The 25,742-nt window shown below is 67.9% G+C and carries 23 protein-coding genes; 15 read left to right on the top strand and 8 right to left on the bottom strand.

All coding sequences use genetic code 11. The features are described from left to right. Positions 1-49 precede the first annotated feature (49 nt). From ACSYDW_RS01670 to secG, 13 genes are all read left to right on the top strand, one after another. Complete coding sequence (locus ACSYDW_RS01670; protein WP_438336966.1) at positions 50-430, top strand: GntR family transcriptional regulator; 381 nt, start codon at positions 50-52, stop codon at positions 428-430. A 63-nt stretch (positions 431-493) separates the two neighbouring features. After that, positions 494-3,376 carry an excinuclease ABC subunit UvrA gene (uvrA, locus tag ACSYDW_RS01665; RefSeq protein WP_438336965.1) on the top strand — a complete coding sequence of 961 codons (2,883 nt, stop codon included), beginning with the start codon at positions 494-496 and terminating at the stop codon, positions 3,374-3,376. Between the two features lie 80 nt (positions 3,377-3,456). Then, positions 3,457-4,173 carry an HAD family hydrolase gene (locus ACSYDW_RS01660; protein ID WP_438336964.1) on the top strand — a complete coding sequence of 239 codons (717 nt, stop codon included), beginning with the start codon at positions 3,457-3,459 and terminating at the stop codon, positions 4,171-4,173. Then, a complete protein-coding gene (locus ACSYDW_RS01655) occupies positions 4,174-4,842 on the top strand; it encodes a lysophospholipid acyltransferase family protein (protein WP_438336963.1) in 669 nt (222 codons plus the stop codon). 33 nt (positions 4,843-4,875) lie between these two features. After that, entirely contained in the window at positions 4,876-6,837 is a 1,962-nt protein-coding gene (gene uvrC, locus ACSYDW_RS01650) for an excinuclease ABC subunit UvrC (protein WP_438336962.1), read from the top strand. Positions 6,838-6,847: 10 nt separating this feature from the next. Further along, positions 6,848-7,741, top strand: coding sequence for an RNase adapter RapZ (rapZ, locus tag ACSYDW_RS01645; RefSeq protein ID WP_438336961.1), 894 nt, complete (start codon positions 6,848-6,850; stop codon positions 7,739-7,741). 6 nt (positions 7,742-7,747) lie between these two features. Beyond that, entirely contained in the window at positions 7,748-8,788 is a 1,041-nt protein-coding gene (locus tag ACSYDW_RS01640; RefSeq protein WP_438336960.1) for a gluconeogenesis factor YvcK family protein, read from the top strand. A 10-nt stretch (positions 8,789-8,798) separates the two neighbouring features. Beyond that, entirely contained in the window at positions 8,799-9,779 is a 981-nt protein-coding gene (gene whiA, locus ACSYDW_RS01635) for a DNA-binding protein WhiA (RefSeq protein WP_438336959.1), read from the top strand. A 95-nt stretch (positions 9,780-9,874) separates the two neighbouring features. Continuing rightward, on the top strand, positions 9,875-10,504 hold the full coding sequence (locus tag ACSYDW_RS01630) for a superoxide dismutase (protein WP_438336923.1): 630 nt from the start codon (positions 9,875-9,877) through the stop codon (positions 10,502-10,504). Between the two features lie 257 nt (positions 10,505-10,761). After that, a complete protein-coding gene (gene gap / locus ACSYDW_RS01625) occupies positions 10,762-11,775 on the top strand; it encodes a type I glyceraldehyde-3-phosphate dehydrogenase (RefSeq protein WP_438336958.1) in 1,014 nt (337 codons plus the stop codon). A gap of 27 nt (positions 11,776-11,802) precedes the next feature. Then, positions 11,803-13,035: a phosphoglycerate kinase gene (locus tag ACSYDW_RS01620; RefSeq protein ID WP_438336957.1), complete on the top strand. Its 1,233-nt coding sequence runs from the start codon at positions 11,803-11,805 to the stop codon at positions 13,033-13,035. Beyond that, positions 13,032-13,847: a triose-phosphate isomerase gene (gene tpiA, locus ACSYDW_RS01615; RefSeq protein ID WP_438336956.1), complete on the top strand. Its 816-nt coding sequence runs from the start codon at positions 13,032-13,034 to the stop codon at positions 13,845-13,847. The genes ACSYDW_RS01620 and tpiA overlap by 4 nt, the downstream gene beginning before the upstream one ends. A 27-nt stretch (positions 13,848-13,874) precedes the next feature. Then, entirely contained in the window at positions 13,875-14,126 is a 252-nt protein-coding gene (secG, locus tag ACSYDW_RS01610; RefSeq protein WP_438336955.1) for a preprotein translocase subunit SecG, read from the top strand. Between the two features lie 72 nt (positions 14,127-14,198). On the opposite strand, the gene ACSYDW_RS01605 is transcribed toward secG, so the two are convergent. The 7 genes from ACSYDW_RS01605 to tkt form a co-directional block, all read right to left on the bottom strand. Continuing rightward, positions 14,199-14,579, bottom strand: a complete 381-nt coding sequence (locus ACSYDW_RS01605) for a hypothetical protein (protein WP_438336954.1) — start codon at positions 14,577-14,579, stop codon at positions 14,199-14,201. 48 nt (positions 14,580-14,627) lie between these two features. Beyond that, entirely contained in the window at positions 14,628-15,386 is a 759-nt protein-coding gene (gene pgl / locus ACSYDW_RS01600; RefSeq protein ID WP_438336953.1) for a 6-phosphogluconolactonase, read from the bottom strand. Beyond that, the gene (locus ACSYDW_RS01595) at positions 15,376-16,317 is read right to left on the bottom strand and encodes a glucose-6-phosphate dehydrogenase assembly protein OpcA (RefSeq protein WP_438336952.1); all 942 of its coding nucleotides are present in this window, start codon (positions 16,315-16,317) and stop codon (positions 15,376-15,378) included. The genes pgl and ACSYDW_RS01595 overlap by 11 nt, the downstream gene beginning before the upstream one ends. Then, positions 16,314-17,882, bottom strand: coding sequence for a glucose-6-phosphate dehydrogenase (zwf, locus tag ACSYDW_RS01590; RefSeq protein WP_438336951.1), 1,569 nt, complete (start codon positions 17,880-17,882; stop codon positions 16,314-16,316). Before zwf ends, ACSYDW_RS01595 begins: the two co-directional genes overlap by 4 nt. 142 nt (positions 17,883-18,024) lie before the next feature. Continuing rightward, complete coding sequence (locus ACSYDW_RS01585) at positions 18,025-19,656, bottom strand: phosphoglucose isomerase-related protein (RefSeq protein ID WP_438336950.1); 1,632 nt, start codon at positions 19,654-19,656, stop codon at positions 18,025-18,027. Next, positions 19,653-20,768, bottom strand: a complete 1,116-nt coding sequence (tal, locus tag ACSYDW_RS01580) for a transaldolase (RefSeq protein WP_438336949.1) — start codon at positions 20,766-20,768, stop codon at positions 19,653-19,655. The genes ACSYDW_RS01585 and tal overlap by 4 nt, the downstream gene beginning before the upstream one ends. 27 nt (positions 20,769-20,795) lie before the next feature. Continuing rightward, positions 20,796-22,922: a transketolase gene (gene tkt, locus ACSYDW_RS01575; RefSeq protein WP_438336948.1), complete on the bottom strand. Its 2,127-nt coding sequence runs from the start codon at positions 22,920-22,922 to the stop codon at positions 20,796-20,798. Positions 22,923-23,242: 320 nt separating this feature from the next. On the opposite strand from tkt, the gene ACSYDW_RS01570 reads away from it, so the two are divergent. Beyond that, the gene (locus tag ACSYDW_RS01570) at positions 23,243-24,226 is read left to right on the top strand and encodes a heme o synthase (RefSeq protein ID WP_438336947.1); all 984 of its coding nucleotides are present in this window, start codon (positions 23,243-23,245) and stop codon (positions 24,224-24,226) included. Positions 24,227-24,323: 97 nt separating this feature from the next. Here the strand turns inward: ACSYDW_RS01570 and ACSYDW_RS01565 are convergent, their stop codons facing one another. Beyond that, positions 24,324-24,680: a YciI family protein gene (locus ACSYDW_RS01565; RefSeq protein WP_438336946.1), complete on the bottom strand. Its 357-nt coding sequence runs from the start codon at positions 24,678-24,680 to the stop codon at positions 24,324-24,326. A gap of 362 nt (positions 24,681-25,042) precedes the next feature. Between ACSYDW_RS01565 and ACSYDW_RS01560 the strand changes: the two genes are divergently transcribed. Continuing rightward, positions 25,043-25,204 carry a hypothetical protein gene (locus tag ACSYDW_RS01560; protein ID WP_438336945.1) on the top strand — a complete coding sequence of 54 codons (162 nt, stop codon included), beginning with the start codon at positions 25,043-25,045 and terminating at the stop codon, positions 25,202-25,204. The last annotated feature ends 538 nt before the right edge of the window (positions 25,205-25,742 follow it).

Raw genomic sequence — 25,742 nt, 5'->3', positions numbered from 1 at the left:
GGATAATCTGGAAAGCGGAACGACCTTCCCCAATCAAAGGACCTAATCCATGGACAGCAATCCGTTGGCATTCATCAACGTGGACAGCACAGACAAGACGGCGCCGTATTTGCAGGTGCGCCAGCAGATCCTCGCAGCAATCGCCAAGGGCAAGCTCAAAGCGGGAACCAAGCTGCCTTCGGTGCGGGCGCTCGCCGAGCAACTGGGCCTTGCGGTGAACACTGCGGCCAAGGTCTACAAGGAACTTGAGGCAAGCGGTGCGGTGGTTACGCGAGGACGGCACGGCACTATCGTCCAAGCCTCGGAGGATCAGGGGTCGATTGCCGTGGCGGATGCCGCTTCGGAATTGGCGGCGGTTGCAACGCGTTGGGGAATCAGTGAAAAAGCCGCAATCGGCTACGTCAGGGCGGCCTTCAGCTCGCAGGTCTAACAAAGGCCGGTCTAATTGCTCACATCGGCGCCATTCGAAGTAGTTTTCGATTAGCATGTTTGGGTGGCTACTTCCCGCTCCCTCGAAACCCCTCGTCCGCACGATTTGACCCGGTTGGTGGTCAAGGGCGCGCGCGAGCATAATTTGCGCAACGTCGACCTCGATTTGCCGAGAGACGCAATGATCGTCTTCACCGGTCTTTCCGGATCCGGAAAGTCGTCGCTGGCCTTCGATACGATCTTCGCGGAGGGGCAACGACGCTACGTCGAATCCCTCTCGGCCTACGCCCGACAGTTCCTCGGGCAGGTGGACAAGCCTGACGTGGACTTCATTGAAGGTCTTTCCCCGGCTGTGTCGATCGACCAGAAGTCGACCTCCAAGAACCCCCGTTCGACGGTGGGAACGATCACCGAGATTTACGACTACATGCGTCTGCTTTGGGCGCGAGTCGGTCGACCGTACTGCCCCGAGTGTGGCGAAGCCGTAACCAAGCAGACGCCGCAGCAGATAGTCGACCAGCTGCTGGAACTCGAACCGAAGACCCGTTTCCAGGTGCTTGCGCCGGTTGTCCGTGGACGCAAGGGCGAATTCGTCGACCTGTTCAAGGAGCTCAGTTCCAAGGGGTACTCCCGTGCGCGGGTCGACGGCGAGACCATCCAGCTCAGCGAACCGCCGAAGCTCGGCAAGCAGTTCAAGCACACTATCGAGGTCGTCGTCGACCGTCTGGCCATCAACGACACGGTCCGCCAGCGCCTGACCGACTCCATCGAAACCGCCCTGGGGTTGGCCGAGGGACGCGTGCTGATCGACTTCGTGGACGTCGACCCGGAAGACGACGGCCGCATCCGCGCCTTCTCCGAACACCTCGCCTGCCCGAACGAGCACCCGCTGGCCATCGACGAGATCGAACCGCGCTCGTTCTCCTTCAACAACCCCTTCGGCGCCTGCCCGGCATGCAGCGGCATCGGCACCCGGCTTGAGGTTGACGAGGACCTGATCATTCCCGACGTGGACATGCCGCTGGGGCAGGGTGCGATCGCCCCGTGGTCGCTCGGCGCGGCAACCACCGAGTACTGGAACCGCCTGCTCGAGGGCCTCGGCGCCGAAATGGACTTCACCCTCGACACCCCGTGGAACAAGCTGCCGGCCGTGGCCCGCACCGCAATCATGCACGGCAAGGACCACAAGGTCGTGGTGCAGTACAAGAACCGCTTCGGCCGGGAACGCAAGTACTCCACGGGCTTCGAAGGCGTGGTGCAGTACATCCACCGCAAGCACCTGGAAACCGAGTCGGACCACGCGCGCGACCGCTACGAGGAGTACATGCGGCAGATCCCGTGCCCCGAGTGCAACGGTGCGCGCCTGAACTCGGCCTCCCTGTCGGTCCTGATCAACGGAAAGTCCATCGCCGCGGTGTCGGCGATGCCGATGCGGGAGTGCTCGGAGTTCCTCGAGAACCTCGTGCTCACCGGCCGCGAGGCACAGATCGCCAGCCAGGTGCTCAAGGAGATCCAGGCGCGCCTGCGCTTCCTGCTCGATGTCGGGCTGGAATACCTGAACCTGGAGCGCGCGGCGGGAACGCTGTCCGGCGGCGAGGCCCAGCGCATCCGCCTGGCCACGCAGATCGGCTCCGGCCTGGTGGGCGTGCTGTACGTGCTCGACGAGCCGTCGATCGGCCTGCACCAGCGGGACAACCGCCGGCTCATCGAGACGCTGACCCGCCTGCGTTCGCTGGGCAACACGCTGATCGTCGTCGAGCACGACGAGGACACCATCGCCGAGGCCGACTGGATCGTGGACATCGGACCCGGTGCCGGCGAGCACGGCGGCGAGGTGGTCCACTCGGGTTCCCTGGAGGACCTGAAGGCGAACGCCAAGTCGATCACCGGCGACTACCTCTCCGGCCGCAAGAAGATCGAGGTGCCTGCCAAGCGGCGCAAGATCGACAAGAAGCGCGAGGTCAAGGTCGTCGGCGCGCGCGAAAACAACCTCGAGGACCTCACTGCGAGGTTCCCGCTGGGCGTGTTGACTGCCGTCACGGGCGTGTCCGGATCGGGCAAGTCGACGCTTGTCAACGACGTGCTGTACAAGGTGCTGGCGAACCGGCTCAACGGCGCCAAGCAGGTGCCGGGCCGGCACACGCGCGTCGAGGGCCTCGAGCACCTGGACAAGGTCATCCACGTGGACCAGTCGCCGATCGGCCGCACCCCGCGCTCCAACCCGGCGACCTACACCGGGGTGTTCGACCACATCCGCAAGCTGTTCGCGGAGACCACCGAGGCGAAGGTGCGCGGCTACCTGCCGGGCCGCTTCTCCTTCAACGTCAAGGGCGGGCGCTGCGAGTCCTGCTCCGGCGACGGCACGCTGAAGATCGAAATGAACTTCCTGCCCGACGTGTATGTTCCCTGCGAGGTGTGCCACGGCGCGCGCTACAACCGGGAAACGCTCGAGGTCCACTACAAGGGCAAGACGATTGCCGACGTGCTGGACATGCCGATCGAGGAAGGTGCCGAGTTCTTCGCCGCCTTCACCCCGATCGCCCGCCACTTGCGCACGCTGGTCGACGTCGGGCTCGGCTACGTCCGCCTGGGGCAGGCCTCCACCACGCTCTCCGGCGGCGAGGCACAGCGCGTCAAGTTGGCCGCGGAGCTGCAGAAGCGCTCGAACGGGCGCTCGATCTACGTGCTCGACGAACCGACAACGGGCCTGCACTTCGAGGACATCCGCAAGCTGCTGCTGGTGCTGCAGGGGCTGGTGGACAAGGGCAACACGGTGATCACCATCGAGCACAACCTCGACGTGATCAAGAGCGCGGACTGGGTCATCGACCTGGGCCCCGAGGGCGGCTCGGGCGGCGGCATGATCATCGCCACCGGCACCCCGGAGCAGGTCGCCGCGGTGCCCGAAAGCCACACCGGCCGATTCCTGGCACCACTGCTTGGCTAGGGGTTTCTGCCGTGCATGTATGCCGATTGCGGCATGCGTGTACGGCAGATGCACCCGGTTCATGCGAGAATACGACAGTGATGATTGCTCCCTCCGCCGTTCTGCTTGACCTCGATGGAACCCTTGTGGATCCGGCCGGGGCCATCACCTCGGGCATCCGCCGCGCACTGGCGCAGGCCGGCGTCCCGGATCCGGGCGAGGACAAGCTCCGCACGCTGGTCGGCCCGCCGCTGGTGCTGGGCCTCGCGGAGATCGACGGCGTCGAGGGGCACATGATCGAGGGCCTCATCGCCGACTACCGCGCGGAGTACGCGGCCACCGGGATGGCGGACTCCCGCCCGTACCCCGGGATCCGCGAGGCGCTTGCCGCGCTGCGAGAGGCCGGCATCGCCCTGTATGTCGCAACCGCCAAGCCGACGGCCATCGCCCGGCAGCTGCTGGGGATCCAGGGCCTGGACGGGGCGGTGGACGGCGTTTTCGGGAACGACGACGAGGCCAACGGGAACTCGGCATCCAAGGCGCACATCGTCGCCGCGGTGCTCGAGGCCCACGGCCTGGAAGCCGAACGCTGCCTCATGGTGGGGGACCGCCGCTACGACATCGAGGCGGCCAACGACCACAACATGGCGTCCATCGGCGCCAGGTGGGGATTCGCCCCGCCGGGGGAGCTGGAAGCCGCCGGCGCCGGGGCCCACGCCAAGGACCCCGCCGAACTTGCCGGGCTGCTGCTGGGCAACGCCGCCGAGGAAGCCATCCGCACACAACTGACAACCCACCACGAAGGAGCGCGTGCCTAAATGAGCCTGTACACCATGACCCGCTCTTCGATCCGCGGCCTGCTCAACGGGCTGTGCCGCCCCACCGTCACCGGGCTGGAGAACGTGCCGCGCACCGGGCCGGTCATCATCGCCTCGAACCACCTCTCCTTCCTGGACTCGATCATCATCCAGGCGCTGACCCCGCGCGACGTGGCGTTCTTCGCCAAGGCGGAGTACTTCACCACCCCCGGGCTCAAGGGCAAGGCCATGAAGACCTTCTTCGAGTCGGTCGGGTCCATCCCGGTGCAACGCGGCGAGCAGGCTGCCTCGGTGGCGGCCCTGGAATCGCTCGTCGACATCCTGGAGGCGGACGGCGGCATCGGCATCTACCCGGAGGGCACCCGCTCGCGCGACGGCAAGCTCTACCGCGGCCGCACCGGCGTGGGCTGGCTGGCGCTGACCACCGGCGCCCCGGTGGTCCCGGTGGGCCTGATCGGCACGGAGAACCTGCAGCCGGCGGGCAAGAACACCATCAAGCCGCACCACTTCACCTTGGCGTTCGGCAAGCCGCTGCAGTTCGAGCACCTCGGCCGCAAGCACCCGCTGCCGCAGCGCCGCGCCGCCACCGACCAGATCGTCGACGCCATCGCCGAGCTGACCGGCCAGGACCGGGTCGACGCCTACAACCAGACGCCCACCGCAGAGTAATCACCGCAGAGTAGACACCGAAAGCGCACCCACGTGGCAGACCCGCAGAGCTACAGGCCCCGGACCGGGGACATCCCGCTGAATCCCGGCGTCTACCGTTTCCGCGACGAGGTCGGGCGGGTCATCTACGTCGGCAAGGCCAAGGTGCTGCGTTCGCGGCTGAACTCCTACTTCGCCAACCCCGCGGGGCTCACGCCCAAGACCCATGCGATGGTGCACACCGCCGCCTCGGTCGAGTGGACGGTCGTGGGTTCGGAGCTGGAGGCGCTGCAGCTGGAGTACACCTGGATCAAGGAGTACAACCCGCGCTTCAACATCGTCTTCCGGGACGACAAGTCCTACCCGTACCTGGCCGTGACCATGGGGGAGACCTACCCGCGCGCGCAGGTCATGCGCGGGGACAAGCGCAAGGACGCGAAGTACTTCGGGCCGTTCTACCCGGCCAAGGCGATCCGCGAAACCCTCGACACGCTGCTGCGCGTCTTCCCCGTGCGCAGCTGCTCGATGGGCGTTTTCAAGCGGGCCGAATCCTCCGGGCGCCCCTGCCTGCTCGGCTACATCGACAAGTGCGCGGCCCCCTGCGTGGGACGCATCAGCGCCGAGGACCACAAGAAGCTCGCGGCCGATCTCTGCCAGTTCATGGGCGGGGAAGGCACCCGCTTCATCAGGGAGCTCGAGGGCAAGATGGCCGACGCCGTCTCGAGGCTCGAGTACGAGCAGGCGGCCCGCTTCCGCGACGACATCGCCGCGTTGCGCCGCGTCTTCGAACGCAACGCCGTGGTGCTGGCGGAGAACACCGAGGCCGACATCTTCGCGGTGCACGAGGACGAGCTCGAGGCCGCGGTGCAGGTCTTCCACGTGCGCAACGGGCGCATCCGCGGCCAGCGCGGCTGGGTCGTCGAGAAGGTGGAGGACTCCACGCCGGCCGAGTTCATCGAGCACCTGCTCACCCAGGTCTACGGCGAGGCAGACGGGGACGACCGCATCCCGCGCGAGGTGCTGGTCCCGGTGCTTCCGGAAAACCACGACGAGGTCGCCGCCTGGCTGCACGAACGCCGCGGATCGGCCGTCTCGCTGCGCGTGGCGCAGCGCGGGGACAAGGCCACGCTGGCCGAGACGGTGCGTGAGAACGCCGAGCAGGCGCTGCGCCTGCACAAGTCCCGCCGCGCCGGGGACCTGAGCACCCGCTCCGCCTCGCTGCAGGAGCTCCAGGACGCCCTGGGCCTGCCGGTGCCGCTGCTGCGCATCGAGTGCTACGACGTCTCCCACGTGCAGGGCACCAACGTGGTGGCCTCCATGGTGGTCGTCGAGGACGGGCTGCCCAAGAAGAGCGACTACCGGAAGTTCTCCATCACCGGGGACGCCGCCCGCGATGACACAGCCTCCATGTACGACGTGATCTCCCGGCGCTTCAGGAACTACCTGGAGGAATCGGCAAACATGGTGCCGATGGTCTCCGGGGAGGTGGACATCTCCGATGCCGCGGCCAAGGCCCCGGCGCGGCGCTTCGCCTACCCGCCCTCGCTGGTCATCGTCGACGGCGGCCCGCCGCAGGTCGCCGCCGCCACGCGCGCGTTGGCGGATTTGGGCATCGACGACATCTACGTGGTGGGCCTGGCCAAGCGGCTGGAGGAGCTGTGGCTGCCGGACGACGAGTTCCCGGTGATCCTGCCGCGCGCCTCCCATGCGCTCTACCTGGTCCAGCGCATCCGCGACGAGGCGCACCGCTTCGCCATCACCTTCCACCGCAAGAAGCGCTCGGTCTCCATGATGGCCTCGGTGCTCGACGAGATCCCCGGCCTGGGCCCGGCCAAGCGCGACGCCCTGCGCAAGCACTTCGGCTCGGTGAAGAAGATGCGCGCCGCCTCCCCGGAGGAGCTGGCGCAGGTCCCCGGCATCGGCCCGGTGCTTGCCGCAACCATCCACGAGTCGCTGGCCGGCTCCGGGGCCGCGGCCCCGGCCGTCAACATGACGACCGGAGAGGTGCTGGACTAGGCTTGTCCACATGAGCACCGAGCTTTCCCCCGTGAAACCAGCCGAGACCGAACTACTAGTCATCACTGGCATGTCCGGTGCAGGACGGACCACCGCGGCCCATGCGCTGGAAGACCACGGATGGTACGTCGTGGAGAACCTGCCGCCGGCGCTGCTGGGCACGCTGACGGAACTCGTCGCCCACTCGGGCGGCTCGATCCCCAAGCTGGCCGTCGTCATGGACGTGCGCTCCAAGTCGCTCTTCCCGCAGCTGCGCGAGGCACTGCACTCGCTCAGCGCCGCGGGCATCACCTACCGCGTGCTCTTCCTCGACGCCGGCGACGAGCTGCTGGTCCGCCGCTTCGAGCAGGGCCGCCGCCCGCACCCGCTGCAGGGCGACGGGCGCATCGTCGACGGCATCGCCAAGGAACGCGAGGTGCTGCGCGAACTGAAGGAAGCCGCGGAGATCGTGCTTGACACCACCGAGCTCTCGGTGCACGACCTCGCCCGCTCCGTCACCGAGCTCTTCACCGACTCGGGCCCGATCGTGCTGCGCCTGAACGTGATGAGCTTCGGCTTCAAGTACGGGGTCCCCACCGACGCCAACTACGTCGCCGACGTCCGCTTCATCCCCAACCCGCACTGGGTGCCGGAGCTGCGCCCGCACACGGGCAAGGACAAGCAGGTCTCCGACTACGTGCTGGGCGCCAAGGGTGCCGGGGAGTTCATCAAGCACTACATCGCCGCGCTGGAGCCGGTCTTCGAGGGCTACCGCCGCGAGAACAAGCACTACGCGACGATCGCCATCGGCTGCACCGGCGGCAAGCACCGCTCGGTGGCCACGGCCGAGGAGGTCGGGCGCCGCCTGGCGCAGCTTCCCGGCGTCCGCGTCAACGTCACGCACCGCGACCTGGGCCGCGAGTAGCCTGCCATGGCGTTCTTCACCGGACCCCTTCCGATCCAGCCGCCCTCGCGCTCCCCGGAGGAGAACCAGCTGGTCCGCGTCGTCGCCCTGGGCGGCGGGCACGGGCTCTCTGCGTCGCTCTCCGCGCTGCGCCGGCTGACCACGGACCTGACGGCCATCGTGACGGTGGCCGACGACGGGGGATCCTCCGGCAGGCTGCGCGAGGAACTGAACGTGCTGCCGCCGGGCGACCTGCGGATGGCCCTTGCCGCCTTGTGCGACGACACCGACTGGGGCCGGACCTGGCGCGATGTCATGCAGCACCGCTTCACCTCGGCCCCCGACTCCGCAGCGTCGCTGGACCGGCATGCCGTGGGCAACCTGCTGATCGTCGCGCTCTGGGAACTGCTCAAGGACCCCGTGGCCGGCCTGCGCTGGGCAGGGGCACTGCTCGGTGCCCGCGGGCAGGTGCTGCCCATGAGCACCGTCCCGCTCACGATCGCCGGCGACGTGCTCGAGGACGCGGGGGAGCAGGGCCTGGTGCGCCGCCACGTGGTGGGCCAGGCGAAGCTCGCGACGGCCGGCAGCGAGGGGCTTGTCTCCAACGTCCGGCTGGAACCGGCCGATGCGCCGGCCTGTAGCGAGGCGCTCGAGGCGATCGAACTCGCCGACTGGGTCGTGCTCGGCCCCGGCTCCTGGTACACCTCCGTGCTGCCGCACCTGCTGCTGCCGGAGATGCGCCAGGCGCTCGAGTCGACCCCGGCCCGGCGCCTGCTGACCATGAACCTCGCCACCGACACCGCGGAGACCGCCGGCCTGGACGCGGCAGCCCACCTGGAGGTCATCGCGCGCTACGCCCCCGGGCTGCGGCTCGACGCCGTGCTGGCCGATCCCTCCACTGTCGCGGACCACGAAAGTTTCACCCGCGCGGCGGCCCGGCTAGGTGCGCGCACCTTTTTCGGTAAAGTAGGGGTTGGTGCCGGACGTGCCGTCCACGACCCCCTGCGACTCGCCGCCGCGTACCACGACGTTTTCACGACGTTCACCACAGACGAGCCCACCAGTTAGGAATCAATCCATGGCACTGACGGCTTCCGTCAAGGACGAGCTGTCCCGCCTTGAAGTCCGGAAATCATCCGAGCGCAAGGCCGAAGTTTCCACCATGTTGCGTTTCTGCGGTGGACTTCACATCATCTCCGGACGCATCGTCATCGAGGCCGAGGTCGACCTTGCCTCCACCGCCCGCCGCCTGCGAGCGGCCATCGCCGAGGTCTACGGCCACAGCTCCGAGATCCTCGTGGTCTCCGGCGGCGGCCTGCGCCGCGGCAACCGCTACGTGGTCCGCGTGGTTCGAGACGGGGAGGCCCTGGCCCGCCAGACCGGCCTTCTGGACGGCCGCGGCCGCCCGGTGCGCGGGCTGCCCTCGGTCATCGTCAACGGCTCCACGGCCGATGCCGAGGCCGTGTGGCGCGGCGCCTTTCTCTCGCACGGCTCGCTCACCGAGCCCGGCCGCTCCTCGGCCCTGGAGATCACCTGCCCGGGCCCGGAATCGGCGCTCGCCCTGGTCGGCGCCGCGCGCCGGCTCGGCCTGGTGGCCAAGGCCCGCGAGGTGCGCGGGGTGGACCGGGTGGTCATCCGCGACGGCGAGGCCATCGCCCAGCTGCTCACCCGGATGGGGGCGCACGACGCCCTGATGGTCTGGGAGGAGCGCCGCATGCGCAAGGAAGTGCGCGCCACGGCCAACCGCCTGGCCAACTTCGACGACGCCAACCTGCGCCGCTCGGCCCAGGCCGCAGTCGCCGCCGGCGCCCGCGTGGAGCGCGCGCTGGAGATCCTTGGCGACGAGGTCCCCGACCACCTCAAGTACGCCGGTGCGCTGCGGGTCGCGCACAAGCAGGCCAGCCTCGACGAGCTCGGCCGCATGGCTGACCCCGTGATGACCAAGGACGCCATCGCCGGACGCATCCGCCGGCTGTTGGCTATGGCCGACAAACGGGCCTCCGAGTTGGGAATACCCGGCACCGAGGCGAGCGTTCCACTAGACATGCTGGAAAACTGACCGGCAGCGAGATTTTCCGCTTCAGTGCGGAGATGCAGTAACCCCCAATGAATTGCATCCAGTTGTCCCGGGTGCACAGAGACTGAGGAGTCATTTTGGCTATTTATACCTTGCCTGAGCTGCAGTACGACTACGCGGCGCTGGAGCCGAGCATTTCTGCGCGGATCATGGAATTGCACCACAGCAAGCACCATGCGGCGTATGTGGCGGGTGCGAATGCGGCGTTGGAGCAGTTGGCGGAGGCTCGGGAGAAGGGTGAGTTCGGGAGCATTCCGAAGTTGTCCAAGGATTTGGCGTTCCACTTGGGTGGTCACACGAACCACTCGATTTTCTGGAACAACCTTTCGCCGGAGGGTGGGGACAAGCCGGAGGGTGAGTTGGCTGCGGCGATCGATGATGCGTTTGGTTCGTTTGATGCGTTCCGTGCGCATTTCACTGCTGCTGCGATGAGCTTGCAGGGTTCGGGTTGGGCGTTGTTGGGGTTCGAGGGGCTGGGTGGCCAGTTGGTGATCGAGCAGTTGTATGACCAGCAGGGCAATGTTCCGGTGGCGACGACTCCGTTGTTGATGCTGGATATGTGGGAGCATGCGTTCTACCTGGATTACGTGAACGTGAAGGCGGATTACGTGAAGGCGTTTTGGGACATTGTGAATTGGGCGGATGTGTCGGCTCGTTTTGAGGCTGCGCGTGCGGGTGCTGCGACGTTGATCGTCCCGGGCAAGTAGCAACGGCCAAGCAACACCGAAAAGCAACAAAACATGACGGGCGTTACGTCCGTCACATCGAGCGCCAAAATAGCGTAAGATAAAAACAACGTGTTTTTCGGGTCTCGCGGCCTGTGTCGCGAGACCCGAAACAACCCGGCCGGCATCAGCCGGCGACACAACGGAGTGTCATTATTCCAAGCCACTCCGTTATGCATGCCCCGTTGGGTGCGTGTCAGACGGCTGTGGCAACACCACTCTGTCTAGGAGACATTCACGTGACTACCCGTGTTGGCATTAATGGTTTCGGACGCATCGGACGCAACTTCCTGCGAGCGAGCCTCGCCAATGGCGCAGACATCGAAATTGTCGCAGTCAACGACCTTGGTTCGATCAACGACCTGGCGATGCTCGTCAAGTACGACTCCGTCCTGGGCCGCCTGTCCGAAGAGGTCAGCGTAGACGGTGCCTACATCGTCATCGGCGACAAGCGCATCAAGGTGCTTTCCCAGAAGGACCCGGCCCACCTCGGCTGGGGGGACCTCGGCGTAGACGTCGTCGTCGAATCGACCGGCTTCTTCACCAAGGCCGCGGATGCCGAGAAGCACCTGCAGGCCGGCGCCAAGAAGGTCATCATTTCCGCCCCGGCTTCCAAGGAAGACATCACCATCGTCATGGGTGTCAACCACGAGAAGTACGAGGCCGACAAGCACCACATCATCTCCAACGCCTCCTGCACCACCAACTGCCTGGGCCCCGTTGCTAAGGTGCTCAACGACCAGTTCGGCATCGTCGACGGCCTGATGACCACCATCCACGCCTACACCGCCGACCAGCACCTGCAGGACGCCCCGCACAAGAAGGACCCGCGCCGCGCGCGCGCCGCGGCCCTGAACATGATCCCGACCTCCACCGGTGCCGCAAAGGCCATCGGCCTGGTGCTTCCGGAGCTCAAGGGCAAGCTCAACGGCTACGCCATGCGCGTCCCGGTCCCGACCGGTTCCGCCACCGACCTCACCGTCACCCTGGCCCGCGAGGCCAGCGTCGAGGAGATCAACGCCGCGTTCAAGAAGGCATCCGAGGAAGGGCCGCTGAAGGGCTTCCTGAAGTACTCGGAGGATCCGCTGGTGTCCACCGACATCGTCACCGACCCGCACTCGGCGATCTTCGATGCCGGCCTCACCTCAGTGATCGGCTCCACCGTCAAGGTGGTTGCCTGGTACGACAACGAGTGGGGTTACTCCTCCCGGCTGGTTGACCTCGTCGAATACGTCGGTGGCCAGCTCGGTTAGTCCGGTTGATTCGGATAACCTAGTCTCATGACTTCCCACACTCTCGACGAACTACTCGCCGACGGTGTCCTCGGGCGGCGCGTTTTGGTCCGTAGCGACCTGAACGTGCCGCTCGATGGCGTTACCGTCACCGACGATGGGCGTGTACGCGCCTCCATCCCCGTGGTGCAGAAGCTGGCCGAGGCCGGCGCACGCGTCATCGTGATGGCCCACCTCGGTCGCCCCAAGGGCGAACCGGACCCCAAGTACTCGATCGCCCCGGCGGCGACCAAGCTGGCCGAGCTTTCCGGGCTCGACGTGCGCGTGGCAACCGACGTCGTCGGCGAATCCGCCCGCACGCTGGCCGGTGAATTGGCCGACGGCACCGTGCTGGTGCTGGAAAACGTGCGCTTCGATGCCCGCGAAACCTCCAAGGATGCCGCGGCACGCGCCGAGTTCGCGGCCGAGCTTGCCGCGTTGACCGGCGAAAACGGCGCCTACGTGAACGACGCCTTCGGTGCGGTGCACCGCAAGCACGCCTCCGTCTTCGACATCGCGGCGCTGCTGCCGGCCTACCAGGGCGACCTGGTGGCCACCGAGGTCCGCGTGCTGAAGACCCTCACCGAGGCTCCCAAGCGACCCTACGTGGTCGTCCTGGGCGGTTCGAAGGTCTCCGACAAGCTTGCGGTCATCGACAACCTGCTTGGACGCGCCGACCACCTGCTGATCGGCGGCGGCATGGCCTTCACCTTCCTCAAGGCCCAGGGCCACGAGGTCGGCGGCTCGCTGCTCGAGGAAGACCAGCTCGAGACCTGCCGCGGCTACCTGTCGCGCGCCAAGGAACTGGGTTGCGACATCGTGCTTCCGACAGACGTGGTCGTGGCATCCAAGTTCGGTGCCGACGCCGAGCACGAGGTGCTCGCAGCCGACAACATCGAGGGTGGCTCCTTCGGGGCCGGCGGCCTGGGCCTTGACATCGGACCGGCCTCCGGCGAAACGTTCGCGAGCTACATCAAGGGCGCCAACACGGTGTTCTGGAACGGCCCGATGGGCGTCTTCGAGATCCCGGCGTTCGCCAACGGCACCCGTGCCGTGGCGGGTGCCCTTGCGGATTCCGAGGCGTTCAGCGTCGTCGGCGGCGGCGACTCGGCGGCAGCCGTGCGCACGCTGGGCTTCAACGACGACGAATTCGGCCACATCTCAACCGGCGGCGGTGCCTCCCTCGAATACCTCGAGGGCAAGGAACTGCCCGGCCTGACAGCGCTGGAGGGTGCCAAGTGACAACATCGACCAACGGGGTCTTCGACAGGAAGCCGCTGATTGCCGGCAACTGGAAGATGAACATGGACCACGTCCAGGGCATCACCCTGCTGCAGAAGCTTGCCTGGACGCTGGCCGACGCGGAACACGACTTCGACCGCACCGAGGTGGCCGTCTTCCCGCCGTTCACCGACCTGCGCGGCGTGCAGACGCTGACCATGGGGGACAACCTGCCGGTGCGCTACGGCGCACAGGACCTCTCGGCGCACGACTCCGGTGCCTACACCGGGGAAATCTCCGGGCAGTTCCTCTCCCGCCTGGGATGCAGCTACGTGCTCGTGGGCCACAGCGAACGCCGTGCCCTGCACGGGGAATCCAACGAGCTGCTCGCAGCCAAGATCGCCGCGGCCTACCGCCACGGCGTGACCCCGGTGCTCTGCGTCGGCGAGGGCCTGGAGATCCGCCAGGCCGGAACCCACGTGGAGTTCACGCTCGAGCAGTTGCGTGGCTCGCTGGCCGGCGTCACCGCCGAGCAGGCAGAGACCCTGGTCGTTGCCTACGAGCCCGTCTGGGCCATCGGCACCGGCGAGGTCGCGGGTCCGAAGGACGCGCAGGAACTGTGCGCCGCGATCCGCGTCGAGCTCGCAACGCTGTTCGGCGACGAGGTCGCCGGCAAGGTCCGCGTGCTCTACGGCGGTTCGGTGAAGGCTGGCAACGCGGCGCAAATCCTTGCTGAAAAGGACGTTGACGGCGTGTTGGTCGGCGGGGCAAGCCTTGACGCCGCAGAATTTGCTAACATTGTTAGGTTCGAGCACCACCTGGTGACCGAGTAATCGCCACCAGCTGATTGAAGGGCAATGATGGACGCCATCAAGATTGTTTTGCAGGTACTTCTGGGAATCACGAGCCTGTTGCTGACCCTGCTGATCCTTTTGCACAAGGGACGCGGCGGCGGCATGTCCGACATGTTCGGCGGCGGCATGACCAGCTCGCTGGGCTCCTCCGGCGTGGCCGAACGCAACTTGAACCGCATCACCGTGGTCCTGGGCATCACCTGGGTCACCGTGATCATCGGCCTGGCCCTGATCATGCGCTTCAACGTCGAATCCTAGTTTTCACGGCATACAAGTGAAGGACGGCCTCCCCTCGGGGAAGCCGTCCTTCACTTGTTAAACCACCACTCGCTAAACCATGCCGTCCGGATCCGCAGGGCCGGAACGACGCGTGCCGCACGCCGCCCCGATCCGGTCGATGCACCGGGCCAGGGCGCGGATGAAGCCTCCGAACCAGGCGACGGCCAGGAAGCCGAGCATTGAAGCCACGAGGGTCGAGACCCCGGCCGGCGCCAGCTCCACGTTGCTGTCGATGCCCACGAGGGCGAAGGCCGCACCGGCATCCGGGGCCCACGGGATATCGAGGATGCTGGTGAGCACCTGCGCCGTGGCCATGCCCACGGCCAGCAGCACCCCCAGCACGCTCTTGCTCGTGATGGCGGCAAACCAGAGGGAGAGCAGTAGCGCGCCCAGCAGCCCGCCGGTGAGGCCGAGCACCACTTGTTCCACCATGCATGTCCTTGGGTCGGGTGCCCACGCGGCGAACGGCGCGGGGCCTTGCTAGATGAGTGCCGCGGCGGCCCTGTCCATCAGCCACCAGGTACCTTCGGTTCCCTGCACGCCGGAGGCGGGGACCCGCTCGCGCGTTGCCTCCCCGCCCAGCGCCACGGCGGCGGCCGGCGCCTTGTCGGCCCCGGCCACCACGAGCCACACCGCACGGGCGGTGTTGATGGTCTCGAAGGTCAGCGACACGCGCAGCGGCGGCGGCTTGGGGGAGTCGTGCACCCCGATGACTGCGGCGCCGGCGGTGGCGGCCCCGACGTGGTCGGGGAAGAGCGATGCCACGTGGGAGTCCGGGCCCATGCCCAGCATCAGCACGTCGAACACGGGAAGCGAAGTGCTTCCCTCCTCGACGGCCTCGGCGGCGAGCACCTGCGCATAGGCGGCGGCTGCCTCCTCCGGAGTGGCGAACTCGTCGGACGAACCCATGGCGTGCACCCGGCCCCGGTCAAGTCCGTGGCCGTCGAGCACCGAGAGCAGCACCTCCGCCTGGACGGCGTTGCGGTCGGGGGAACCGGCTTCCACGAAGCGCTCGTCGCCCCAGTAGAAGTTCACGCGCGACCAGTCGACGGCGGTGAGCGCGGGGGAGTCCGCGACGGCCTTGAGCGAGGCGATGCCCAGCGTTCCGCCGGTGAGCACCACCGTGGCTTCCCCGCGGGCGGCCTGGGCGTCCAGGACCGCGGTGATGAGCCGCGCGGCGACAGCCGCGGCGGTGGCGGGCAGGTCCGGGTGGACGAGGATGTGGCGTTTAGCGTTCACTGGGTCGGATGCTCCTCAGGTTGGTGCGCTTCAGGCCCGTGCGCACGACCTCGCCGAATACCTCGTCCGGGTCCAGCCGGCGCATCTCCTCGGCCAGGCAGTCTGCCACGGGGCGCTGCGGCAGGGAGATCAGCTGCGGCTTCTGCCCCGGCTGGTAGAGCTCGGCGACGTCGCCCACGGGGCGCGAGAGCTCGATGTCGCCGCAGTCCCGGGTGAAGCGCACGGAGCGCACCCCGGTGCCCTCCGGGGCGGAGGCGATGGTGACGGGCACGTCCAGGCAGAGCGTGAGCCAGGCGGCGAGCAGCACCGTGGAGGGGGAGTCCACGGCACCCTTGACCGTCACGCCGGTGACCTCGGTGGGGTCGAGCTGGTCAAACACCGCGGCGAGCTGGGCGCGCCACAGGGTCAGCCGCGTCCACGCCAGGTCGGTGTCGCCGGCCCGGTAGGAATCCGCAAGGGTGAACAGGGCCTTGCGGGGGTCCGCCTCGGCGCCCGAATCGGTGATGCGTCGGTGGGCGATCCGGCCCAGCGGGGTCTGCGAGGCGTTCTTGGGCACGCCGTGCGGCCACCAGGCCACGATCGGGGCGTCGGGCAGCAGCAGGCCGGAGACCAGGGATTCGTCGACGTGGGCGCCGGGGCCGTAGGTGTGCATGACGATGACCTCCGAGGCGCCGGCGTCGCCGCCCACGCGGATCTGGGCATCAAGCCGGGTGTCCCCGGTGACGCGGCCCTTGACGACCACGAGGATGCGGCAGGGGTGCTCGCGGCTGGCGAGGTTTGCCGCGGCTATCGCGTCCTCCTCGAAGCCTGCGCGGGTGATCACCAGGAGCGTGAGCACGCGCGAGAGCGCCACGACGCCCTGCGCCTGCCGCATGGCGACAAGCTGCTTGGAGATCTTGGAGGTGGTGGTGTCTTCCAGTTCAACGATCATGGCCGGCGCCACGTCCTTCCGTCGCGGGCCAACAATTCATCGGCGGATGCAGGTCCCCAGGATCCGGGGGCGTAGGGTTCGGGCTGTTCGGGCAGCTGTGCCCAGTGCTCCTCGAACGGGTCCAGGATGCGCCAGGACTGCTCGACTTCCTCGTGGCGCGGGAAGAGCGGCGGCTCGCCCAGCAGCACGTCCAGGATCAGGCGCTCGTAGGCTTCCGGGGAGGACTCGGTGAAGGCGTGGCCGTAGCCGAAGTCCATCGTCACGTCGCGCACCTCCATCTGCGTGCCCGGGACCTTGGACCCGAAGCGGATGGTGGCGCCCTCGTCCGGCTGGACGCGGATGACTATGGCGTTCTGCCCGAACTCGTCGTCCGAGTGGTCCTGGAAGAGCATGTTGGGGGCGCGCTTGAAGACCACGGCGATCTCGGTGACGCGGCGTCCCAGGCGCTTGCCGGCGCGCAGGTAGAACGGCACCCCGGCCCAGCGGCGGGTGTTGATCTCCAGCTTGATGGCGGCGTAGGTCTCGGTCTTGGAGGCCGGGTTGAAGCCCTCCTCGTCCAGGAAGCCGGTGACCTGCTCGCCGCCCTGCCAACCGGAGGTGTACTGTCCGCGTGCGCTGGCGGCGGAGAGGTCCGCCGGCAGCCGCACGGCGGTGAGCACCTTTTCCTTTTCGCTGCGCAGGTGGTCCGCGTCGAAGCTGATCGGCTCCTCCATGGCGGTGAGCGCCAGCAGCTGCAGCAGGTGGTTCTGGATGACGTCGCGGGCGGCGCCCACTCCGTCGTAGTAGCCCGCGCGACCGCCGATGCCGATGTCCTCGGCCATGGTGATCTGCACGTGGTCCACGTACTTGGCGTTCCACAGCGGCTCGAAGAGCTGGTTGGCAAAGCGCAGCGCCAGCAGGTTCTGCACCGTCTCCTTGCCCAGGTAGTGGTCGATCCGGAACACCGCGTCGGGCGGGAAGACCGACTCGACGATCTCGTTCAGCTCGCGCGCGGAGAGCAGGTCGTGGCCGAAGGGCTTTTCGATGACGACGCGGGACCAGCCGGCGGGCTGCTCCCCGGAGTCCTCGGCGCGGGCCAGGCCGTGGCGGGAGAGCTGCTCGCAGACGACCTCAAAGGAGTTCGGCGGGATGGAGAGGTAGAAGGCGTGGTTGTGCCCGGTGCCGCGGGTTGCCGCGAGCTCGTCGAGCGTCTCGCGCAGCGTGATGAACGCCTCGTCGTCGTCGAAACCGCCGGTGATGAAGCGGAAGCCGCTGGCCAGCTGCTCCCAGACCGTCTCGTTGAAGGGGGTGCGGGCGTGGTCGATGACCCAGCCGCGGGCCTGGGCGGCGAACTCCTCGGGGCTCCAGCCGCGCCGGCCGAAGCCGACAACGGCGAAGTTCGGGGGCAGCAGGCCGCGGTTGGCCAGGTCGTAGACGGCCGGCATGAGCTTCTTGCGGGCCAGGTCGCCGGTGATGCCGAAGAAGACCAGTGCGGAGGGGCCGGCAATGCGGTTCAGCCGCCGGTCGCGGCGGTCGCGGAGCGGATTGGGGTGCTGGCCGGTGGGGCCGGGTGAAGAATCAAGCATTCGGGGAAGCGCCTTCAACTGTTCTGGTGCCTGTGGATCGCGGAGGGGGGGTGCGAACGTGCGGTGCGAGTGGGGAGTGGTGCCGGGCGGGCGTGCGCGGCGCGGGAAAACCCCCGTGCCGCGCACACCCGCCTTGGCGGGGTCAGGCCTGGGCCAGACCCTGGATGATCTTACCCAATCGGGCGATGCCCGATTCCTTGTCGCGCAGGTGCAGGCGCAACACCGGGCGCCCGAGGTCCTCCAGCACGCGCGCGTCGCCGGAGGCCTGTGCGGAGATCAGTTCCCCGAAGGTGAACGGAAGCCCCGGGATCCCCAGGTCCATCGCCGAGTCGGCGGTGAGCTGCAGGTAGGCCCCGATGCGCGGCCCGCCCTTGTGGAACTGGCCCGTGGAGTGCAGGAAGCGCGGCCCCCAGCCGAAAGTGACGGGGCGTCCCGTCGCTGCGGCCAGGACCGGGCGGATGCCCTCCAGCGCGGCATCGCCGTGGCGGTCCAGGTAGGCCTGGACACCCAGGTAGCCGTCGGCCGGAAGCGCGGCCAACAGGGCGCGCAGCGCGCCCTGAAGGTCGGTGGTGCCCTCCAGCAGCCCCGCGGAGGCGCGGACCTCGATCGAGTCCTCGACGAGCGCCGGTTCAACGGGTTCCGGGGTTGCCTCCAGCAGGGCGCGGGCGGCGACCTTGGCGGCCTCCACGTCCGGCTGGTTGAACGGGTCGATGCCCAGCAGGCGCCCGGCCACGACCGTCGCATACTCCCAGAGCAGCATCTGCGCACCGAGCGAGCCGGAGACGCACACCGAGGCGGCGTCGGAGTCGACGTCGTCGTCGGTAAGCAGGCCGGTGTCGGCGACCAGGCGGACCTGCAGCAGGTCAGCGGCGGTGCTGGTGGTTTCCGGGGCGTTGGCCTCGACGACCACCGGCAGCACGCCGGTTTCCGACTTGCCCGTGGATTCGGCGATGAGCTGCTCGACCCAGTCGGCGAAGCCCACCAGGCCCGAGCCCTCGTCGGCGAAGACCAGCTTGTTGCGCAGCGGCGCGGTCCCGGCCATCGCGGCACCCAGGGCCAGGGCGATGTTGTCCTCGTCGTCCTCGGCCAGGAACTCCGCGGCAGCCGCGGCCTCCTCCAGGAAGCCCTCGATGTCGACGCCGGCCAGGCCCGCGGGGACCAGGCCGAACGCGGTCAGCGCCGAGTAGCGCCCGCCGACGTTCGGGTCCGCGTTGAAGACCGCGCGGTAGCCGGCCTCGCGGGAGGCCTTGTCCATGGGGGAGCCCGGGTCCGTGACGACGACGATGCGGCGGGCCGCGTCGACGCCGGCGTCGGTGAACGCCTGCTCGAAGACGCGGCGCTGCGAGTCGGTCTCCACGGTGGAGCCGGACTTGGAGGCGACAACCAGTGCGGTGGTTGCCAGCCGGTCGGCGAGGATGCCGGCGACCATTTCCGGGTCGGTGGAATCGCAGACCACGAGTTCGACGTCGTAGGTTGCGGCGATGACCTCCGGCGCGAGCGAGGAGCCGCCCATGCCGGCCAGCACGATCCGGTTCACTCCCTCGGCTCGCAGCTCGTCGCGCAGCGCAAGGATGCCCGGGACCAGGGCCGCGGAGGTTTCCGCGGCGTCGACCCAGCCGAGGCGGATCGAGGCCTCGGCCTGCGCGTCAGGACCCCAGAGGGTCGTGTCCTTCGCGGCGATGCGGCTTGCCACGCCGTCGGCGACGAGCGCCGGGACGTGGGTTTCGATGGCTGCCTGGGCGGCGCCGGTGGCGATGAAGCCGAGCGAACTCATTTCGCAGCCGCCCGCGCCAGCGAGGCGTCGAGGTCGGTGAGCAGTTCGTTCCAGGCGATCTCGAACTTCTCCAGGCCCTCGACCTCGAGCTTGGCGACGACGTCGTTGTAGTTCACGCCCAGGGCGGCGAGCTCGTCGAGCACCGCATTGGACTGCGCGTAGGCGCCGGTGACGGTGTCGCCGGTGACCACGCCGTGGTCGGCGGTGGCCAGCAGCGTCTTTTCCGGCATGGTGTTCACGGTGTTCGGTGCGCACAGGCCGGTGACGTACAGGGTGTCCGGCAGGGACGGGTCCTTCACTCCGGTCGAGGCCCACAGCGGGCGCTGCGCGTTGGCTCCGGCGCCGGCCAGCACGGCCCAGCGCTCGGAGGAGAAGGACTCCTCGTACACCTGGTAGGCGAGCACCGCGTTTGCCACGCCGGCCTTGCCGCGCAGCGCCAGCGCCGCGTCGGTGCCGATGGCGTTCAGGCGGGCGTCGATCTCCGAATCCACGCGGGAGACGAAGAACGATGCCACGGAGTGCAGCGTGGAGACGTCGTGGCCGTTGGCCTTGGCCTTCTCCAGGCCGGTCATGAACGCGTTGATGACCGCGCGGTAACGCTCCAGCGAGAAGATCAGCGTGACGTTCACGGAGATGCCGGCCGCAAGGGTCTCGGCGATGGCCTCCAGGCCCTCGACGGTCGCCGGGATCTTGATGAGCACGTTTTCGCGGTCGACGAGTTTGTGCAGTTCCTTGGCCTCGGCGATGGTCTCCGCCGTCTTGCGGGCCAGACGCGGGTCGACCTCGATCGACACGCGGCCGTCGGCACCGTTGGTTGCGGCGGCGATCGGGGCGAACAGGTCGCATGCGGCGGTGACGTCGGCGCCGGTGATCTTGAAGACGGCCTGCTCGGCGTCCAGGCCGGCGGCCGCCAGCTCGGCGACCTGGGCTGCGTAGGACTCGCCGTCGGAGAGGGCGGCGTGGAAGATCGACGGGTTGGTCGTCACGCCCACGACGTTCTTCTCGGCGATCAGTGCGGCCAGCGAGCCGGAGCTCAGGCGTTCGCGGGACAGGTCATCGAGCCAGATGGATACGCCGGCATCGGAGAGGGCCTGGGTGTTGGGATTGCTCACGGTGGTGTTCCTTCGAGTCGTTCCGGGTTACTTGGCGGCGGCGATGGAGCCGGCGGCCAGGGAATCAAGGGCGGCGGCGGTGACCGCCTCGGTGGTGATGCCGAACTCCGAGTACAGGCGCTTGTAGTCGGCGGAGGCGCCGTAGTGGTCGAGCGAGATGATGCGTCCGGCATCGCCTACCAGTTCGCGCCAGCCCATGGCCACGCCGGCCTCGACGGAGACGCGGGCCTTGACTGCGGCCGGCAGCACTGCTTCGCGGTAGTCGGCGTCCTGCTGGTTGAACCATTCCAGGCACGGGATGGAGACCACGCGGGTGGCGACGCCCTGCGCCTGCAGTGCCTCGCGGGCCTCGACGGCCAGGGAGACCTCGGAACCGGTGGCCAGCAGCAGCACCTCGGGGGCGACGACCTGGCCGTCGGCGGTGGCGTCGGCGAGCACGTAGGCGCCCTTCTCGACGCCTGAGGCGGCACCGAAGCCGAGTGCGCTGCGGTCGTAGACCGGCAGGTTCTGGCGGGAAAGGATGATGCCTGCCGGGTTGGAGGTGGTCTCCAGGATCTTCTTCCAGGCGTAGGAGACCTCGTTGGCGTCCGCCGGGCGGACCACGTCAAGGTTCGGGATGGCACGCAGGGAGGCAAGCTGCTCGACGGGCTGGTGCGTCGGTCCGTCCTCGCCCAGGCCGATCGAGTCGTGGGTCCACACGTAGATCGACGGGACGCCCATCAACGCCGAGAGACGGATGGCCGGGCGCTGGTAGTCGGAGAAGATCAGGAAGGTGCCGGAGTAGGCGCGGGTCGGTGAGGCCAGCGTGATGCCGTTGACGATCGACGCCGCGGCGTGCTCGCGGATGCCGAAGTGCAGCACGCGGCCGTAGGGGTTGCCGGTCCAGGATTCGGTGGAACGCGAGGCCGGGATGAAGGAGGCGGCGCCCTCGATGGTGGTGTTGTTGGAGCCGGCGAGGTCGGCCGAGCCGCCCCACAGCTCGGGCAGCACGCCGGCGACGGCGTTGATGACCTTGCCGGAGGCCGAACGCGTGGCGACATCCTTGCCGGCCTCGAACACGGGCAGGTTCTCGTCCCAGCCCGCGGGCAGCTCCCCGGCCTCGAGGCGGCGCAGCAGCGCCGCGTTCTCCGGGTTGGCGGCGGCCCAGGCGTCGAAGCCGGCCTGCCACGCGGTGCGGTCGGCGGTGCCGCGGTCCTGGACGGAGCGTGCGTGCTCCAGGACCTCGGCCTCGATGGCGAAGGACTCGGCCGGGTCGAAGTCCAGGACCTTCTTCAGGCCGGCGACTTCCTCGGCACCCAGCTTGGAGCCGTGGATGCCGCCGGTGTCGGCCTTGGTCGGGGACGGCCAGCCGATGACGGTGCGCAGGGAAATGATCGAGGGGCGGTTGGTCTCGGCCTTGGCGGCGCGCAGCGCGGCGTCCAGTTCGGCGAGGTCCTCGACGTAGTTGCCGGTCTTGGTCCAGTCGACGCGCTGGGTGTGCCAGCCGTAGGCCTCGTAGCGGCCGAGCACGTTCTCGGTGAAGGCCACGTCGGTGTCGTCCTCGATGGAGATGTGGTTCTCATCGTAGACAACCACGAGGTTGCCGAGTTCCTGGTGGCCCGCCAGCGAGGAGGCTTCCGCGGTGACGCCCTCCTGCAGGTCGCCGTCGGAGGCGATGACCCAGACGGTGTGGTCGAACGGGGAGGTGCCGGCCGGGGCCTCGGCATCCAGCAGGCCGCGCATGCGGCGCTGCGCGTAGGCGAAGCCGACGGCCGAGGCCAGGCCCTGGCCCAGCGGGCCGGTGGTGATTTCCACGCCCGCGGTGTGGCCGTATTCCGGGTGGCCGGGGGTCTTGGCTCCCCAGGTGCGCAGCGCCTCGAGGTCTTCCATTTCCAGGCCGTAGCCGGAGAGGAAGAGCTGCAGGTAGAGGGTGAGCGACGTGTGGCCGGGGGAGAGCACGAAGCGGTCGCGGCCGATCCAGGCCGGGTCGCTGGGGTCGTGGCGCAGGTGCTGCTGGAAGATCAAATAGGCGGCCGGGGCCAGCGAGATCGCCGTGCCCGGGTGTCCGTTTCCTACCTTTTCGACCGCGTCTGCGGCCAGCACGCGTGCGGTATCGACGGCTCGCTGGTCAAGGCCGCTCCAGGCGAAATCGCTGGTGTCTGCTAGTGGCGCCACGATGTGGGTCCTCCCTGTATAAAGGTCTGCATCAAAAACTGTGGTGGCGGATATCCCGCCATGAAGCACAATGCCGCCGGACCGACCCGGCAATCACTGGGTGGTTTCGGCGGCGTCGCAACCCTCCAACCCTATCGCGATCGGGCGCGGAATTGCCCCTTTGAGACCACAACTTGAAGATATTGGAAGGGCGTTCGGGGCCCGATGGAGACCAAGAACACCGCACGGGTCCCCGAAGCCGGTGTCCGCGGGCCGATTTCTACGCCGCGTAAAAGGGTATGATAGGCCTGTCTGTCTTATTTCCCCGTAGAACTGAGTGCATGTCTGTGAAGACCGTTTCCGTTGAATCCGCAACGACTGCCCGGGCAGCTCGTCAGCCGAATGAATCGGTGGGCGACTTCGTCTCGCGCAAGTCAAAGGCGTACCTGGCGCTGACGAAGCCGCGCGTGGTCGAACTCCTGCTCGTCACCACGCTGCCGACCATGATCTTTGCGCAGCGCGGCTTCCCCGAGATCACCCTGGTGCTCGCCACGCTCTTCGGCGGCGCCATGGCGGCCGGCGCATCGGGCGCATTCAACTGCTACATCGACCGCGACATGGACAAGGTCATGAAGCGCACCAAGGGACGCCCGCTGGTCACCGGCGAGGTCACCCCGCGCGAGGCGCTCATCTTCTCCTGGGTGCTGGCCATCGCCTCGCTGGTGGTGCTGTGGGTTGGCACGAACCCGCTGACCACGGCCCTGGGCCTTGCGGCGATCCTCTTCTACGTGGTGCTGTACACGCTGATCCTCAAGCGCCGCACGGCGCAGAACATCGTCTGGGGCGGCATCGCCGGCTGCATGCCCGTGCTCATCGCCTGGGCCGCGGTGACCGAGAAGATCGAATGGCCGGCGGTCATCCTGTTCCTGATCATCTTCCTGTGGACCCCGCCGCACTACTGGCCGTTGTCCATGAAGTACGCGGACGACTACAACGCCGCCCACGTGCCGATGCTCGGCGCGATCTCCACGGCCCGCAAGGTCTCCGTGCAGGTCGTCCTGTATGCCTGGGCAACCGTTGTCTGCTCGCTGCTGCTGGCCCCGATGGGCTACGCGGGCATCGTGTACACCGTGCTGGCCGGCGTCAGCGGCGCCTGGTTCATCTACGAATGCCACGTGCTCTACCGCGAGGCGCAGCGCGACCACGAGCCGGCGGACATGAACAAGAAGGCCATGAAGGTCTTCCACATCTCCATCACCTACCTGACGCTCGTGTTCATCGCCTTGGCGATCGACCCGTTCGTGGGTGGCCCGCTCTTCGGCTAGACCCGACCACGCACCCTTGACGGCCCTTCCGGATTTCCGGAAGGGCCGTTGTGCGTTTCGATGCTCGAGGTGGGCGGGTTCCGGTGCCCCGGCCGCTTCAGTCCTGGAACGCGCGCACCTCAACTCCTCCGGCGCAGGCCTTGGAGGCAGCCTTGGCCCACTCCAGGGCGTCCGCGGGGTCGGCGGCCTCGATGACCCAGAATCCGCCGAGGTACTCCTCAAACACCGCCCGGGGACCCTCGGTGACAAGGGGTGCGGCTCCGGTGTTGTCGACGGTTGTCGCCGTCTGGATGGGGTGCAGCCCGCCGGCAAACACCCAGGCGCCCGCGGCGCGGAGCCTGTCGTTGAAGGCGTTGACGGCCTCGATGATGGGCCCGATGACGTCCGGGTCCATGGTCTCCATGGTGGGGGCCTCGGCCGAGTTGTGGCTCACCGAGATCATGTACTGCGTCATGTCGATCCTCCTGCAGGGGTGCTGGCCGGGTGGCTGCCAGCAACTGTACCCACGGGCCCACGTCCGCGACAGGGGAGTCGTACCCCGGGTGTACGTCTTTCGGTTGAACGGAAAACCGGCGCCCGGGTGATAGTTTTGGCGGGCAGTTGCGGTTGGGGCCTTTGGCCCGGCCATTCCCGGCGCCAGTCTCACGTACCACGGCAACGGGTTTCCGCATGGTTCTTCTTGGGGGATGACCACGGGCTGCTGCGGTGTGGCCGGGGCCGTTTTCCCGGCCATGCCGGACTCCCGCCGCGTTCGTGTCCGGGAACCGCCACCCCCTGGAAAATGCTGCCCCTGACGGCAGCCGGAAAGCAGCTGACATGGAATTCGACTTCACCTTGCGTGAACTCTTCAAGATCGCCCTCGTGGTGGTGGTCCTGGTTATCGTCGGATGCATCGTCTACTTTGCCGTCACGATGATCCCGCAGGCCGTCGCGGAGTTCACCGAGGCCTCGGCCGCCGGCATGCTCCCGGGACTCTAGGGGATCCTCGGCTTCGGGTTCCACAGACAACCGCGAGGTTGGTGAGGTCGACGCCGTTCGGGTTCGCGTCGTCTCCGGTGATGGTGTTGATGGCGTCCGAGTCCTTGGGCCGGTGCGCGGGGCCGAGCGTGTGCCCGTCGCGGTAAGCGCCGTCGCCGGCACCCCCGTTGTCGCCGCAGTGCCGATCCCTTTCCCCGTCGGTGTTGAACGTGGGTCTTCCGTCCTGCGCCACGGCCACATACTTGGCGCCTGGTGTACCCGTCGTCACTCTCACGGCGTTCAGGCGCCAACTACGCAGCCCGATGCCTGCTGTCTTCTCCAGGATTTCCGCGTAGCTGGCGCGTGCCCGACCCGACTCGAACGCGAGGACCGGTGCGGATCCAGCTTCCTTCCGCAAGGGGCTTCACCGGGGACTCGTCGGGGGACGGCGTCCTTGGCCTTCGCCCCTTCGTGCGCCGTCCCGGATGCCCGCCCGGCGCCGTTTCGGTTCGCAGGCGCGTCGAGGCCCATGCGGTGAAACCGGTAAACGGGTGGCTGG

This window comes from Paeniglutamicibacter selenitireducens (genome assembly GCF_051550675.1).
Classification (GTDB): Bacteria; Actinomycetota; Actinomycetes; order Actinomycetales; family Micrococcaceae; genus Paeniglutamicibacter.
This window is presented reverse-complemented; position numbering and strand designations above follow the sequence as displayed.